Origin of the sequence: Micromonospora andamanensis (assembly GCF_016863495.1) — a bacterium.
Lineage (GTDB): Bacteria > Actinomycetota > Actinomycetes > Mycobacteriales > Micromonosporaceae > Micromonospora > Micromonospora andamanensis.
Map to the genome: position 1 here is coordinate 37,159 of NZ_BOOZ01000038.1, position 15,570 is coordinate 52,728.

12 protein-coding genes are annotated in these 15,570 nt (G+C 70.0%); 11 read left to right on the forward strand and 1 reads right to left on the reverse strand.

Annotated features, from left to right (window positions below; all coding sequences use genetic code 11):
• The first annotated feature begins 16 nt into the window (after nt 1–16).
• From tal to Van01_RS25110, 10 genes are all read left to right on the forward strand, one after another.
• Nucleotides 17–1,195: a transaldolase gene (gene tal / locus Van01_RS25065; protein ID WP_204012463.1), complete on the forward strand. Its 1,179-nt coding sequence runs from the start codon at nt 17–19 to the stop codon at nt 1,193–1,195.
• A gap of 317 nt (nt 1,196–1,512) precedes the next feature.
• Nucleotides 1,513–3,027 (forward strand): glucose-6-phosphate dehydrogenase, encoded by a 1,515-nt coding sequence (gene zwf, locus Van01_RS25070; protein ID WP_204012471.1) that lies wholly within the window; start codon nt 1,513–1,515, stop codon nt 3,025–3,027.
• A gap of 94 nt (nt 3,028–3,121) precedes the next feature.
• A complete protein-coding gene (locus Van01_RS25075; RefSeq protein ID WP_204012473.1) occupies nt 3,122–4,138 on the forward strand; it encodes a glucose-6-phosphate dehydrogenase assembly protein OpcA in 1,017 nt (338 codons plus the stop codon).
• Nucleotides 4,139–4,194: 56 nt separating this feature from the next.
• Nucleotides 4,195–4,959 carry a 6-phosphogluconolactonase gene (gene pgl, locus Van01_RS25080; RefSeq protein ID WP_204012478.1) on the forward strand — a complete coding sequence of 255 codons (765 nt, stop codon included), beginning with the start codon at nt 4,195–4,197 and terminating at the stop codon, nt 4,957–4,959.
• Between the two features lie 247 nt (nt 4,960–5,206).
• Nucleotides 5,207–6,463 (forward strand): ATP-grasp domain-containing protein, encoded by a 1,257-nt coding sequence (locus Van01_RS25085; protein ID WP_204012481.1) that lies wholly within the window; start codon nt 5,207–5,209, stop codon nt 6,461–6,463.
• A gap of 81 nt (nt 6,464–6,544) precedes the next feature.
• On the forward strand, nt 6,545–7,576 hold the full coding sequence (locus tag Van01_RS25090; protein ID WP_204012484.1) for a Gfo/Idh/MocA family oxidoreductase: 1,032 nt from the start codon (nt 6,545–6,547) through the stop codon (nt 7,574–7,576).
• Nucleotides 7,564–8,790 (forward strand): ATP-grasp domain-containing protein, encoded by a 1,227-nt coding sequence (locus Van01_RS25095; protein ID WP_204012486.1) that lies wholly within the window; start codon nt 7,564–7,566, stop codon nt 8,788–8,790. The genes Van01_RS25090 and Van01_RS25095 overlap by 13 nt, the downstream gene beginning before the upstream one ends.
• 34 nt (nt 8,791–8,824) lie before the next feature.
• The gene (locus tag Van01_RS25100) at nt 8,825–10,084 is read left to right on the forward strand and encodes an ATP-grasp domain-containing protein (protein ID WP_204012488.1); all 1,260 of its coding nucleotides are present in this window, start codon (nt 8,825–8,827) and stop codon (nt 10,082–10,084) included.
• The gene (locus tag Van01_RS25105) at nt 10,081–11,433 is read left to right on the forward strand and encodes an MFS transporter (RefSeq protein WP_204012490.1); all 1,353 of its coding nucleotides are present in this window, start codon (nt 10,081–10,083) and stop codon (nt 11,431–11,433) included. The genes Van01_RS25100 and Van01_RS25105 overlap by 4 nt, the downstream gene beginning before the upstream one ends.
• 104 nt (nt 11,434–11,537) lie before the next feature.
• Nucleotides 11,538–12,161 carry a phosphoribosylanthranilate isomerase gene (locus tag Van01_RS25110; protein WP_204012492.1) on the forward strand — a complete coding sequence of 208 codons (624 nt, stop codon included), beginning with the start codon at nt 11,538–11,540 and terminating at the stop codon, nt 12,159–12,161.
• Here the strand turns inward: Van01_RS25110 and pdxR are convergent.
• Nucleotides 12,085–13,572, reverse strand: coding sequence for a MocR-like pyridoxine biosynthesis transcription factor PdxR (gene pdxR / locus Van01_RS25115; RefSeq protein WP_204012494.1), 1,488 nt, complete (start codon nt 13,570–13,572; stop codon nt 12,085–12,087). The genes Van01_RS25110 and pdxR overlap by 77 nt on opposite strands.
• 707 nt (nt 13,573–14,279) lie before the next feature.
• Here pdxR and Van01_RS25120 point away from each other — a divergent pair.
• Nucleotides 14,280–15,566 carry a nucleotide sugar dehydrogenase gene (locus Van01_RS25120; RefSeq protein ID WP_204012499.1) on the forward strand — a complete coding sequence of 429 codons (1,287 nt, stop codon included), beginning with the start codon at nt 14,280–14,282 and terminating at the stop codon, nt 15,564–15,566.
• The last annotated feature ends 4 nt before the right edge of the window (nt 15,567–15,570 follow it).

Genomic DNA, 15,570 nt, shown 5'->3' on the forward strand with positions numbered 1-15,570 from the left:
GGAGCGCTGGCGCAACATGACTGACCGACTGGGCGAACTGACCGCTGCGAAGGTGGCGGTCTGGCTTGACGACCTTTCCCGGGTACGACTCAGTTCCGGCGGGCTGGACCGGCTGCGCCGGGAGCAGCACGTGGTCGGGGTGACCACCAACCCGACCATCTTCGCCAAGGCGCTGAGCGACGCCGACACCTACGACTGGCAGCTGCGCGACCTGGCCACCCGCGACGTGGACGTGGAAGAGGCCGTCCGGATGCTCACCACGTACGACGTGCGGTGGGCCTGTGACGTGATGCGCCCGGCGTACGACGCCAGCGACGGCGTCGACGGCCGGGTCTCGATCGAGGTGGACCCACGTTCGGCACACGATTCGGCCAAGACCATCGCCGAGGCCAGGGCCCTGTGGTGGCTGGTGGACCGGCCGAACCTGTTCATCAAGATCCCGGCAACCGAGGCCGGCCTGCCGGCGATCACCGCGGCCCTGGCCGAGGGGATCAGCGTCAACGTCACGCTCATCTTCGGCCTGGACCGCTACTCGCAGGTGATGGAGGCGTTCCTGGCCGGGCTGGAGCAGGCGAAGGCGAACGGCCACGACCTGAGCACCATCGGCTCGGTGGCCTCGTTCTTCGTCTCCCGGGTGGACAGCGAGGTGGACAAGCGGCTGGAGAAGATCGGTTCGGAGCAGGCCAAGGCGCTGCGGGGCAAGGCAGCGGTGGCCAACGCGCGGCTGGCGTACGAGCGCTACAGCGAGGTGTTCTCCTCGGACCGGTGGCAGGCACTGGCCGACGCCGGGGCGCACCCGCAGCGGCCGCTCTGGGCGTCCACCTCGACCAAGAACCCGGACTACCGGGACGTCATCTACGTCGAGGAACTGATCGCGCCCGGCACGGTCAACACCATGCCGGAGCCGGTCATCCACGCGTACGCCGAGCACGGCGAGACCCACCCGGACACCGTCACCGGCGCGTACGACGACGCCCGGGGGGTCTTCGCCGCCCTGGATTCGGCCGGCGTGGACCTGGCCGACGTCATCGCCACGTTGGAACGGGAGGGCGTGGAGAAGTTCGAGGCCAGCTGGCAGGAACTGCTCGACGGCGTCCGCAAGTCGCTGGCCGCCGCGGGTCAGGGCAGCAGCAGTCCCGGCGACGCCGCCCGGGGCAACGCCGACGCCGCCGCGCGTGCCGGAGGAAATGCGTGACGGTGCCGTCCGGCAGCGCTCACGCCGCCACCCGGACCGGGTGGCGGCGTGAGCCGGCGGTGGTACGCACGTGATGCGCAGGTGGGTAGCTTTCTTCAGACAACCGGTACGGTCGGCGTTGATCTACCGGTGCCCGGAAACCCGTACTCCTGTGCGGAGTCGCCGGCGGTGACCGGTGCCCGCTGGCCGGTCGGGAACGTCCGCCGCCGCGCCGGCATCCGACCGGGCGGCAGACGGACCCGGCCCGGTCGCTCGGCGCGGTGGGTCGCTACGGGCATGACGATTGACGACGTGGACGAGCGGAGCGAGGAGGCAGCGTGAACCCGCTGCGCGACCCGCAGGACCGGCGACTGCCCCGGATCCCGGAGCCGTGCGCTCTGGTGATCTTCGGGGTTACCGGTGACCTGGCCCAGAAGAAACTGCTACCCGCGGTCTACGACCTGGCCAACCGGGGGCTGCTGCCACCCGGCTTCGTGGTCGTCGGGTTCGCCCGGCGGGACTGGGGCGACGGCGATTTCGCCTCGCTGGCCCGCGAGGCGGCCAAGGCCCACTCCCGGACACCGTGGCGGGAGGAGGTGTGGTCTCGGCTCGAACACAACATCAAGTTCGTCGGTGGGTCGTTCGACGACGACACCGCGTTCGACAATCTCGCGCGCTGCCTGGATGGCCTGCGCGACAGCCACGGCATCCACGGCAACGCGGCCTTCTACTTCTCCATCCCACCGGCGGCCTTCCCGGTGGTGCTCAAGCAGCTCGCCCGCACCGGCATGGCCGACAACGAGAAGTGCGGCGGCTGGCGCCGGGTGGTGGTGGAGAAGCCGTTCGGCCACGACCTGCCCTCGGCCAAGGCCCTCAACGACCTGGTCGACGACGTCTTCACCCGGCAGGACGTCTTCCGCATCGACCACTACCTGGGCAAGGAGACGGTCCAGAACATCCTGGCCCTGCGCTTCGCCAACAGCCTCTTCGAGCCGTTGTGGAACTCGCAGTACGTCGACTCGGTGCAGATCACCATGGCCGAGGACGTCGGGATCGGCAGCCGGGCCGGCTTCTACGACTCGGTCGGCACCGCCCGTGACGTGTTGCAGAACCACCTGCTGCAACTGCTCGCCCTGGTGGCGATGGAGGAGCCGACAAGCTTCGACGCCGACGAGATCCGGGCCGAGAAGCTCAAGGTGCTCAAGGCCATCACGCTGCCCAGGGACGTCAGCGAGGGCACGGTACGCGGTCAGTACCTGCCGGGCTGGGTCGGTGGGCAGCGGGCCCGGGGCTACCTGGAGGAGGACGGCGTCCCGTCGACGTCGACCACCGAGACGTACGTGGCGGTACGGCTCGGCATCCAGAACCGCCGCTGGGCGGAGGTGCCGTTCTACATCCGGGCCGGCAAGCGGCTGCCGCGGCGGGTCACCGAGGTCGCGGTGGTGTTCAAGCAGGCCCCGCACCTGCCGTTCACCGCTGCCGACATGGAGATGCTCGGCAACAACCAGTTGGTGATCCGGGTCCAGCCGGACGAGGGCGTGGTGCTCAAGTTCGGTTCCAAGGTGCCCGGCACCACAATGGAGGTCCGCGACATCGCGATGGACTTCCAGTACGGCGAGGCGTTCACCGAGTCCAGTCCGGAGGCGTACGAGCGGCTGGTGCTGGATGTGCTGATCGGCGACCGGACACTGTTCCCGGACGCCGCCGAGGTCGAGCAGAGCTGGGCCGTGGTGGACCCGCTGGAGGTTGCCTGGGAGGGCACGAAACCCGAACCCTACCGGTCCGGCGAGTGGGGCCCCCGGGCCGCCGACGAGATGTTGGCCCGCGAGGGCCGGGCCTGGCGGCGGGCGTGAGCGAGCGGAGCGACAGGCTCAGCAGCGTGGCGCCTCGCGCCGCCGGTGAGCGGAGCGAGGCGGCAGCGCGAGGCGAGCGAAGCAGGAGGCTGCGGTGATCGGACTGTGGGACACCACCGGCAACGAGGTGGTCAAGGCGCTCGCCGCGGAACGGCGCAGCGCGGGCGGCGTGGCCAGCGGCATGGCGCTGACCCTGATCGTGGTGGTGGACGAGAAGCGGGTCCGCGAGGCTGAGGCGGCGGCCACCATCGCCGCCGCCGCACACCCCTGCCGACTGCTGGTGGTGGTCCGCTCCGACGTGGACCGGGACCGCAACCGGCTGGACGCCGAGATCGTGGTCGGCGGGCGGCTGGGCCCCTGTGAGGCCGTGGTGATGCGGATGTACGGACGGTTGGCGCTGCACGCCGAGTCGGTGGTGATGCCGCTGCTGGTGCCGGACGTTCCGGTGGTCACCTGGTGGCACGGTGAGCCGCCGGAGGAGATCGCCACCGACTTCCTCGGTGTGGTGGCCGACCGGCGGATCACCGACGCCGCGCAGGCCGCCGACCCGATCGCGGCGCTGCGGCAGCGGGCCCGCGACTACGCCTCCGGTGACACCGACCTCGCCTGGACCAGGATCACCCCGTGGCGCACCCTGGTGGCCGGCGCCTTCGACACCACCGACGCGCAGCTGACCGAGGCGGTGGTGGTCGCACCGCCGACCGACCCGACCGCCGCGCTGATGCGGGGCTGGCTGCGCAGCCGGCTCGGCATCAAGCCGCGCTGGGACCGGACGCGCGAGTTTCCCCGGATGCGGGAGGTGCAGTTGCGCTGCGGCAACGGCGACGAGCTGACCCTCACCCGCGAGGACAGCGTGGCCACCTTCCGGCGTACCGGCCAGGAGGACCGGATCCTGCCGCTGGTGCGCCGGCCGCTCGGCGACGAACTGGCCGAGGAACTGCGTCGGCTCGGCACCGACCAGGTGTACGCGGAGGCGTTGGGCGCGTTCGCCGGGCTCACCAACCTGGACCGGCGGCCCAGCCAGCGGGTGCACGTCTGGAAGGACCCGGCCACCGCCCAACGGGCCGAGGCCGGCGTCACCGCGCATTCCACGACGAGCAACGCCTCCTGACCCCCACCTCTCAGCTACGCACGACAGCGACCGCCACGCGGTCCCGGAAGGACACCATGAGTGAGGCGAGTGTCGCCGTCCACGCCGACGCCGACCTGCTGGCGCAGGCGGTCGCGGCCCGACTGGTGGTGCGGCTGCTCGACGCACAGGCCGAACGCGGCCAGGCGTCGGTGGTGCTCACCGGTGGTCGGATCGCCGCCGCGGTCTACCGGGCGGTGGGCTCGCTGCCCGCCCGGGACGCGGTCGACTGGTCCCGGGTCGATTTCTGGTGGGGCGACGAACGGTTCCTGCCGGCCGGCGACCCGGAGCGCAACGAGACCCAGGCCCGGGCGGCGCTGCTCGACTCGCTGCCGGTGCCCCCGGCCCGGATCCACGCCATGCCGGCCTCGGACGGCGGTGCCGACCCGGAGGAGGCCGCCGCCCGGTACGCGGCCGAACTCGCCCAGGCAGCCCGGCCCGGCACCGCCGTGCTGCCCCACTTCGACGTGCTGATGCTCGGCGTCGGTGAGGACGGGCACGTCGCCTCGGTCTTCCCGGAGCACCCGGTGCACTACGAGAGCCGACCGGTGAGCGCGGTGCGGGGCAGCCCGAAGCCGCCACCGGTGCGCATCACCCTGACCCTGCCGGCGATCAACACCGCCGAGGAGGTGTGGCTGGTGGCCGGCGGCGGCGACAAGGCCCACGCGGTTGGCATGGCGCTGGCCGGCGCCGGCCCGGTGCAGGTGCCGGCGGCCGGGGTCCAGGGCACCGGACGTACCCTCTGGCTGCTGGACCGCGCCGCGGCGGCCGACCTGCCGGCCCGCTTCCGCAGCCTGCGCTGACGGCGTGAGCACCTGACGTGCCCGGGCCCACCGAGGGCCCGGGTCGTCGCGTGCCGCCACCGCCGGCTGATCGTCGCTCGTCGACCCCGGGTGGCCGAACTGGTACCAGCGACTGTCACCCAGCTGGTCTGGCTCTCACCCCCTCCTGGCCGAAGACTGTGCTCACCGACTGAAGGTGAGCCTCGCTCGTCCACGCTCGCCGGATGTCGGACCACCACGCGGCGGTGCAGGCTCGGGAGGGGCTTCGGTGAAGGAACTGTTGCTGATCGGTGCCGGCTACATGGGCACTCCCTACCTGACAGCCGCCGAGCGCCTCGGGGTACGCGTCACAGTGGTCGAGTCGGCGCTGCACCGCGACCGGCTCGCTCCGCAGGCGGACCGTTTCATTCTCACCGAGGGCACCGCCGAGGAGGACTGGGCGGCAGCGGCCACCGCCGCCGCCTATTCGTGTGAACCGGACGGCGTGCTGGGGTTCGCCGAACCGCAGGTCATCGCCGCCGCCCTGGTGCAGGACGCCCTCGACGTGCCCGGCCCCTCACTGCACGCCGCCGTCCTCTCGCGGAACAAGGCCCTGCAACGTGGCTGCTTCGCGACCGCGGGGCTGTGCCAACCGAAGTACCTCATCGTTCCGGATGTCGAAGCGGGTGTCAGCTGGGCGCGGAACCGCTACCCGGTGATCGCCAAGCCGCTGCACAGTAGCGGGAGCGCCGGTGTGGTCCAGGTGCTGGACGAGCCCACGCTCATCGCCGTGCTCCAGTCCCGGTTGCCCCAGGAGAAGGTGCTGCTGGAGGAGTTCCTCGTCGGCGCTGAGTACAGCTGGGAGGCACTGGTCCGGGGCGGCGAGGTGATCTTCGAGAACGTCACCGCGAAGGAGACGACGGGCCCACCGGACTTCGTCGAGCTGGCGCACGTGGGCGGCCCGCGGATGTCCGGTGCGGACATGTTCACGATTCACAGCCTGGGCCGTGGCGTCGTGGCGGCGATGCGGATGCAGACCAGCATCGTGCATCTGGAGTTCCGGATGACCGCGGACGGCCCGGCGATCGTCGAGGTCGCGGTCCGCACCCCCGGCGACTACATCATGGACGTCATCGCGCTCACCCACCGGTTCGATCCGTACGCCGCGCTGATCGCCATGGCGCTGGACCTGCCGGTCGCCCTGCCTGCCACGGCGACGCCGGGTGCGCACGGCGCCAGTTGGTTCCCGCAGTTCCCGGCCGGTCGGGTCGCACGCGTCAACGGCCTGGACGCCCTGCGCGCCCAGCCGTGGGTGGCCGACGTCAAGCTCAAGGTACGGGCCGGCGAGACGATCGCCGCGTACTCCTCGTCGGCGCAGCGGGTGGGGCACGTCCTGTTCCAGGCTCCCGACCTGGACGAGTTGACCGCGGCGATGGAGCTGGCCCGCAGCACGCTCACCGTGGATCTGGTCGACGAGCCACAACCGTCCGAACCGGCCCTCGGAATCAGGGCGTCGGTGTCCCCGTCGTCGAGCCGATCCGGCTGACGGAACGCAGTCGTCGCAGGGCTGTGGCCCTTCTCGATTCCGTTTCGTGCCCCACGGGCGCGGCCTAGGGAGAGACACCTCATGCAAGGCGACCTTCAGCCGGTCATCGTCGGTTACGGACGGGCCGGTCGTGACCTGCACCATCGCGCGCTACGTCCGTTCCTCGACCCGCACGACACCGTGATCGTGGTGGACCCACGTCCGGTGCCGGCGCAACCAGGGATCCGCTGGGTGGCGACGCTTGCCGAAGCGGCGCGGGCCCTGCACGCGATGTCCGTACCGATGCGTCGGGCGGTCTTCCACCTGACCACTCCCCCTGCCGCGCACCTGGCCGGGGTGGAGCATCTCGTCGCGCTCGGCGCCCGGCAGGTGATCCTGGAGAAGCCGATCGCCACAAGCGTGGCGGAGGCGCGCCGGATCGCGGACCTGTCGAGCGACATCGCCATCATGCCGGTGAGCGTCTGGCTGGAGAGCACCACGACCGCTGTGGTGGAGCGCGCAGTCGCCGCCGGTGAGGTCGGCCGGGTGACAACTCTGCACATGGAGCAGAGCAAGCCCCGGTTTCGGCGGAACCTGGCGGCGACCGACGCGCACACGACGCCTTTCGACGTCGAGTTGCCGCACCAGATGCTGCTCGCGTTGCACCTGGCCGGAGCGGACGCCGCCGTCGAGTCCGCGGTCCGGTGGCCGATGTCGTCATGTGACAAGTACGGGCACGTGATGGGTGGCGCCGCGGTGACGCTGACGCACGGATCAGCCGTCACCAGCACCCTGCTGTCCGATCTCACCGCACCGATCCGACGTCGCCGGCTGGTGGTGACCGGCACGCACGGCCAGATCGTCGCCGACTATCCGCTGAGCTCCGAGGACGACTACGGGCAGGTACGCATCCGTGGTCGTGGCGATCGCCAGATCGTCCGGGATCTGCCGCTGTCCCAGTTCGTGCGGGCCGCGTACGACTCACGGCGCGGTGCCAGCCCGCCACCCCGTGGCGATCTCGGCATGCACGTACGCAGCATCGAGCTGCTGGACCAGGCCCGGAGTACCGCTGTGACCATTCCGCCTCAGGTGACGCTTCCCCAGCCGACGGAGTTCGCATCATGGCACGGCTGACCATCATCGAGCCCCGGTCGTCCGGCTGCCTGCTCATCGACCGCGCCCGGGAACTCGGCCACGATCCGGTGGTGCTGACCGCGGACCGGGGCGAGCGAACCATCCCCCGCGAGCGGTTGGCCGCCGCGAGCGAGGTGGAGATCGTCGACACCAACGACGACGCGGCCGTGCTCGACGTGCTGGAGACGTTGCACCGGGCCACGCCACTGGGTGCCGTCTTACCCGGGTTCGAACACTACGTCCCGGTCGCCGCCCGGGCCGCGGCCAACCTGGGCCTGCCGGGGATCGACCCCGACGCGGCGATGAAGCTGCACTACAAGCACCTGATGCGCCAGGCGGTCACCGACGCGGCCGTGGACCAGCCCGCCGCCGTGCTGGTGACCGAACCGAACGAGGTCGAGGCCGCGGTCACGAAGGTCGGCCTGCCCTGCGTGGTGAAGCCGGTCAACCAGTCCGGCAGCCTGTTCGTCCGTCGGGCGGACACCCTGGACGAGGCGAAGGCCGCGATCGACCGTATCCGCAACCCGGCCGCCACCTATCTGGACCGGCAGACGTTGCCCGTCGCCCTGGTCGAGGAGTACGTGCGGGGGCCGGAGTTCAGCGTCGAGGGTTACGTCCACGACGGCGTGACACACGTCCTGTGCATCACCGAGAAGATGCTCGGGGCGGAGCCCTGGTTCGTGGAGGCGGGACACGTCCTGCCGGCCGACCTGCCGACCGGCCTGGCAGCCGAGATGGCCGCCTATGTCCGGCGGGTCGTCGCCGCGCTCGGTCTCGGGCTGGGTCCGTTCCACGCCGAGGTCCGGCTGGCCGACCGGGGACCGCTGTTGATGGAACTCGCGGCCAGGTTGCCGGGCGATCACATCCCGGTGCTGCTGTCGCTGGCCCAGGACATCGACATGCACGCGATCACGGTGCGGGCCTACCTGGGTGAGCCGGTCGGCGCGCCGGCGCACGGCGTCCGTCGGCAGACCGCGGGCATCCGTTACTTCCTGCGGCCGGAGGTCCGCCGCTTCACGACGATGACTGTCGGCCGTCGGGTGGCCGACGATCCTCGGATCAAGGAGATCTCCCTGCTGCACTCGCCCGGTGCCGAGGTGCCGGACCAAGGGAGTTCGTCGGGCCGGCTCGGCTACGTCGTGGCCACCGGTGCGACCTATCAGGAGACGACCGCGCTGCTCGACGCGGTAGACGCGGCGGTCGTCTTCTCATGATCTTCTCATCCACCGCCTCGTTCAGGAGTTGACCGTGTCCAGTCACATTCTCATCCTCAACCGATGGAGCAACGAGTTCGGCGAGTACCACCGCTACGTCGACCACCGGAGCAACCGGGTGGCGTACCTGGCCACGCCGGCCGGCCGGGAGCCGCTCGACGAGCAGCTCGCCGAGGCGATCGTCACGCTGCCCGATCTCGGTGACGTGGCGGCGGTCACCACCCACGCCAAGGAGTTGTCCACCCGGTACGGACAGTTCGACCACATCATCGCGCTGTCCGAGTTCGACCTGGAGACGGCGGCGGAGCTACGGGCCATCCTCGATGTGCCAGGTAAGAACTCGGCGGAGGTGCTGAAGGTCCGCGACAAGCTGGTCATGAAGCGGCACATCGAGCAGGCCGGGCTGCGGGTGCCGGCGTACGGCCCGGCGAACTCGGTCGAGCAGGTGCGGGAGCTGGTCCGTCGGGTGGGCCTGCCGATCGTGCTCAAGCCCCGGGCCGGTGCCGACAGTCAAGGAGTCTTCGTCTGCCGTACGGAGGCCGAGCTGGACCGGCTGCTGGCCGACGAGTCGTTCACCGACTACGAGGGCGAGGAGTTCGTCGAGGGCGGGCTCTACCAGGTGGACGGGGTGGTCCAGGACGGTCGGCTGCTTGTCGTCCGGAGCTGGCAGTGCCTGGCCGGATGTCTCGACTTCGCCCAGGGCACGCCGTTCGGCTCGGTCGCCAACGACGATGCCGAGTTCGAGCGGCGGGTGGTCTCCTACACCGAGCGGGTGCTGGCCGCGTTGGGCCTCACCGACGACGTGTTCCACCTGGAGTTCTTCCGCACCGACACGCGGATCGGCGACGACGAGCACGCCGACATGGTCTTCCTGGAGATCGGCGCCCGGGCCGGCGGGGGCCAGGTGCGGTTCGTCTGGCGCGACGTGTACGGCGTCGACCTGATCGACGCCTCGGTCCGGTTGCAGATCGGGGAGAAACTGGACCTGCCGGCGATGGACCTCGGCACCGTGGCCGGTTACCTGATGATGCCGGAGCCACCGGTCCGCCCGGCGGTCGTCCACGCCGTCGGTTCCCTGCGTGGTCGGGTGGACGACCTGTACGACGAGACCCTGCCGCCGCCTGGCGCGGTCCTGAACGGCACGGGCGGTGCCCGCCACACGGCCGGCACGTTCCGGTTCCGGGCGCCCACCGCCGCACGGGTGAAGCAGGCGATCTCCCGGGCCGCCGAGTTGTACGAGCTGTCCTGGTCACCGGCGCAGGCCGAGCGCGACGCCACCGGAACGCACGGGTGAGCCAGGACCGCGGAGCCGACTCGCTGCTGTCCGACCCCCCGCCGCCCGATCGGCCGCCGGAGGTGGCGGCATCGTTGTGGCGCCACCCCGACTTCCTCCGGCTCTGGGGAGCACAGACCATCGCGATGCTCGGTTCCCGAGTGACCGAGTTGGCGCTGCCGCTCACCGCGATTCTGCTCCTGGACGCCGGACCGACAAGCCTGGGCCTGCTCAACGTCGCCGAGTACCTGCCCTTCACCCTTGTCACGTTGTTCGCCGGGGTGCTGGCCGACCGTTACCGACGGCGTGGCCTGCTCATCGGTGCCAACATCGGCCGGGCGTTGATCCTGGCGGTGGTGCCGGTGCTCGCCCTGACCGATCAGCTGTCCATGACGGCTCTCTACGTGGTGGCCTTCCTGATCGGTGTCCTGACCTCGCAGTTCGACGTCGCTTACCAGGCGTACGTGCCGGTGCTCGTATCGCGGGCCCAGCTCGTCGAGGCCAACTCGAAGCTGCAGTCCACCCGGTCCATCGCCGAGACCGGCGGCAAGGGCTTCAGCGGTGTGCTCATCCAGGTGTTCACCGCTCCCGGCGCGATCATCGTCGACTGCCTGACGTATCTGATCTCCGCCGCGTCCCTGCTGGCCATCAAGACCCGCGAACCACGTCGCTCCACCACGTCCCGAGGGTTCAGGGGTGTGTGGAGCGAGATCGGCGAGGGGTTGCGGGCCACCCTCGGTCATCGCATTCTCCGGGCCGTCCTGCTCCAGGCCGCCTGGTTCAACCTGTTCCATGACGTCGTACTCGTGCTGTTTCCCCTGTACGGCCTCAAGGACCTGGAGCTGTCGCCGGCGCTGCTCGGGTTCATCATCGCCTCGGCCAGCGTCGGCGCCTTCGGTGGCTCGCTGATCGCAGGTGGGCTGGCGCGACGCCTCGGGATCGGCCCCGCGATGGTCGCGGGCGTGCTGACCTCGGCACTTGGCCTACTGGCGTTGCCGCTGGCGACGGGCTCGCCGATGGTGCAGTTGCTGCTGCTCGGCGCGGGGTACGTGATCAGCGGCGTGGGCATCACCATCTTCAACATCCACTCGGTGGCGCTGCGCCAGGCGATCATCCCCAACCGTCTCCTCGGGCGGGTCAGCGGCACCTACCGCTTCGTCGCCTGGGCGGTCATCCCGCTGGGTGGCCTGCTCGCCGGAGTGCTGGCAAACGTCCTGAGCGCCCGAGGCGCCCTGTTGATCGCCGGCATCGGCCTGATGGTCGGGGCGGTGGTGTTCGCGTTCACCCCGGCCGGACGGATCGCCGAGGCACCGGAGGGCCCCGAGGCCGAGTTGCCCACGAACCTCAAGCGCTCGGGCGACCCGATGTAGCGATCGAGTCGTGGCCACGGCACCAGACCGCCACCCGTCCGGCACGTGCTCCCGCCGCGCCCCGGGCAGCGATGCAGAATATGGGACGTCGAAGGAGGACATGCTTGTTCATCAAAGTCTGCGGCCTACGGACCTCGACCGATGTCGCCGCCGCCGTACGGGCCGGGGTGGACGCGGTGGGCTTCATGCTGACGGAGAGCGTCCGTCGGGTGACCCCGACGGAGGCCTGTCGCCTGGCGGCCGAGGTGCCGCCACACGTGCTGACCGTCGGGGTGTTCCGGGGTGAGCCGGTCGACGTCATCCGCGAATGTGTGACCACGGCCGGTCTTCGGGCTGTGCAACTGCACGGCGGCGAGCCCCGCGAGCACTACGAGGCGCTGCGCGACCTGGACGTCACGCTGATCAGGGCGACGTCGCTGGCCGAGGGTCAGGACCTGCAACCCGGCTCGTACGGCGAGGACATGCTGATCATCGACTCTCCCCAGCCGGGTTCCGGCAACCTGTGGAACTGGTCCTCCCTGAGGACGAAGCCACTGGCCGGGCGTTGGATGCTTGCCGGTGGTCTCAGCCCCGGCAACGTCACGGCCGCCGTCGCGGCACTGTCTCCGTGGGGGGTCGACGTCTCCAGCGGAGTGGAGGTGCGCCGGGGGGTCAAGGAACCGCGGCTGATCGCGGAATTCGTAACGGCTGCCCGATCGAACGGGTCAGGCTCGCCCCATTCCGGTTAGGCCGAGGGTCCGCGTACCGGGCGTAGGACTCACCGACGCGGGCGAGCGCCTCGTTGATGTCACTTGGCCGTACCGCCGAGTAGCCGATGACCAGCGCTGGACGGTTGGTGAGGCGGGGGGACTCGGCGAGACGGAAGTGCGCGCCCCCGCGCAGAAGAACCGACAGGCGCAGGGCTCCGTCGACGACGGCCGCCTCGTCCACGTGGTGGGGCAGCTCGACGTAGACGTGACGGCCGGCGGAGGCGCCCCTGATGCTCGCACCTGGCAGATGTCGCCGTACCGCCTGGACGACGGTCTCCAGTCTGGACCGGTACCTCGGCCGCAGCCGTCGCAGGTGCCGGTCGAGCAGGCCGGCACGGAGGAACTCCGACACGGCCAGTTGGGTGATGCTGTCGGAGCCCTGGTCCGATGTGGCCCGTGCTCGTTCGACCGCGCCGAACAGCCATTCCGGCACGGCGAGCCAACCGAGGCGCAACCCGGGGGCGAGTACCTTGCTCAGGCTTCCGCCGTAGACGACCCGCTCCGGGTCGCTGCCCTGGATCGCCGGTGGCCGCTCCCGCTGGTCGAACCAGAACTCCGTGTCGTAGTCATCCTCGATGATGATTCCGTCGACGTCACTCGCCCACCGCAGCAGCGCTTGCCGGCGTTCGAGCGACATCGTCGCCCCGGTGGGAAACTGGTGGGCCGCGGTGATCAGGACAGCGCGGACACCACTGCGCGCCAGGGCGTCGAGGTCCACACCGTCGGCATCCACAGGTACGGGCAGCGCGCGCATGCCGGTGCTGCGGATGAAGTGGAACTGCTTGCCGCTACCGGGATTCTCCACACCGATCCGGTCGATGCCCACCGTCGGCAGGGTCCGGCAGATTAGACCGAGGCCGTGGGCGAAGCCCATCGTGACCATGGTGTGGGCGGGTTCCACCCGTACGCCCCGCACCCGGCCCAGGTAGCTCGCCAACTCCGTACGCAGCGCCGGGATGCCGGTTATCGGCGGGTAGCTCAGGTCGTTGGCACCCAGGCTCTGCGTCGCCCGTTGGTAGCACGACAGCCATTCCTGAAGTGGAAAGTTCGTCACGTCCGTCGCACCGACACGAAGGTCCCAGCGCACGGCCGGTGCCGTCGGCTCGTCGAGACCGGATCCCCGCTCCACACCGACGACGGGCCGGGTGGCGACGCGGGTACCCGAACCCTGGACGGCTTCCAGGTACCCCTCCGCGCTCATCTGCTCGTACGCCTCGACCACCACGCTGCGCGACACTCCGATGTCACGAGCCAACAGACGGCTTGACGGCAGCGGCACGCCGGGTAGGAGAACGCCATTTCGAATCTTCTCCTTGATAGCGCTCTGGATCTGCCGGCTAAGCGGCTCGTCGACATCCCTGCAAACGCTGATTGTCAGATGCCACGGCATTCTGGAATTGCCCCCTCAGCATGGCAGCATCGCCCTTGGCTTTTGCTCATCGGATCCCACGTGCTGAACTTTCAGGTCGGTCACCAATGACCGAATCCGATGATCGCCGCCCCACCCACAATGGCACGCAGAGTGGATTCTAGCGTCGACCCCCAGTCGACACCGAATCGTGGCCGGCGAAACAACGCCGCTGACCCCCCGGCGCGGAGGGCCCCATCGTGGATCACCGGCCGTCCGTAGCGCACCCTTTAGCCGAATCGGCCGGGATGATCCCGCAACATAAAGTAGGTGATATCGGACGGAGTGTAGCCATGCGCAACTAGCACCACCGAACTACGCCCATTTCGACGCTTTCGTGCTTGCTATGGCCATATGCACCTCATGCGGAAGCAGGAGAGGGCCATCACATAGGCGGCAATTACTGCCCGGACGGTGCACCGGGGAGACGATCCGGCGGAGCGAAGATTGACCAATACGTGGACGACACCCAGGTCAACGCAGACGATTCGCAGCGTAACCCGGTCCTGGTCTGCCGATGTCCCTGTTCAGTGGTCTGGGCCGGGCGACCGGCCGGCTGATTGGATCGCCGCTGGCACTCAGTGGCCGAGCATTCACGCCCACCGCTTGGAGCTGTACAAATGGTTACTATGGTCAGCTCGCCCACCGATTCCAGAGCAGCGGACCCGCGCGCCGGCACCGTTGTCGAGGTGGCCGACTTCGATCGCCTCATCGCCAGCCGGAAGGCGGTCGTCGGCATCATCGGGCTCGGGTACACCGGCTTGCCGCTGGCTACCGGTTTCGCCGCGGCGGGCTTCTCAGTGGTCGGTCTCGACACGGATGCCGAGAAGATCAACGCCATCCTCCGGGGCGAGTCCTACCTGCCCGACGTCTCGGACCTGGAGCTGGAGGAACTGCACCCGCGGTTGTCGGTGGGCACGTCCCCGGCCGCGATGGCGGCGGCAGACGCCGTGGTCGTCTGTGTCCCGACACCTACCAGTCACGGCGTCGCCGACCTCTCACACGTCGACGCGGCCCTTGCCGCGGTGGTCCCGCACCTGCGACCGGGAACGCTGCTGGTGTTGCAGTCCACCATCCCGCCGGGCACCACGTCCGCTGCGGCGCGCCGGCTCACCCGCGAGGGTGGCATCCGCATCGGCACCGACCTCTACCTGGCGATGGCTCCGGAGCGGATCAATCCGGCGAACGCCGACGGCTGGCGGATGACGAACACGCCCAAACTCGTCGGCGGCTTCACCCCCGAGTGCACCCGCCGGGCCACCGTGTTGTTCGAGCAGGTCTGCGAGCAGGTCCACCCGGTCTCCAGCCCGGAGGTCGCCGAGCTGGCGAAGGTCTTCGAGAACACCTTCCGGCTGGTCAACATCGCCCTGAGTCTGGAACTGTCCGACCTCTGCCGGCACCTGCGGATTCCGGTCCGGGAAGTCATCGACGCGGCGGCGACCAAACCGTACGGCTTCCTCGCGCACTACCCGGGCCCCGGCGTCGGCGGCGAGTGCATCCCTGTCGATCCGCTCTTCCTCCAGCCGTTGGCGCAACTGGCGGGCACGGATCTCAGCCTGGTCCAGGCCGCACACCGACGGATCACCGAGCGCCCGGGGCAGGTCGTCGACCGGATCGTGGAGCTCATCGCGGCCGGGGGCGGAACGATCCAGCAGGCCCGGGTGCTGATCGTCGGTGTCAGCTACAAGGAGGGCGTCGCCGACCTGCGCAACGCGCCGGCCCTGGACATCATCCGGGCGCTGCGGCACTGCGGCGCGCAGGTCAGCTACTACGACCCGCTGGTGCCGTCGATGGTCCTCGACAACCAGGCCGTGCCCGTGGCGGCCTGGACGCCCACGGAGCTCGCCGCCCAGGACTGCGTCGTGCTGGTAACCCCGCACAACCGCATCGCGGCGGACCCGCACTGGAGCGCGGCACCGCTGGTGCTGGACACGCGCAACGTCCTGACGCCGGGCGACAACATCGAAATCCTGTGACGCC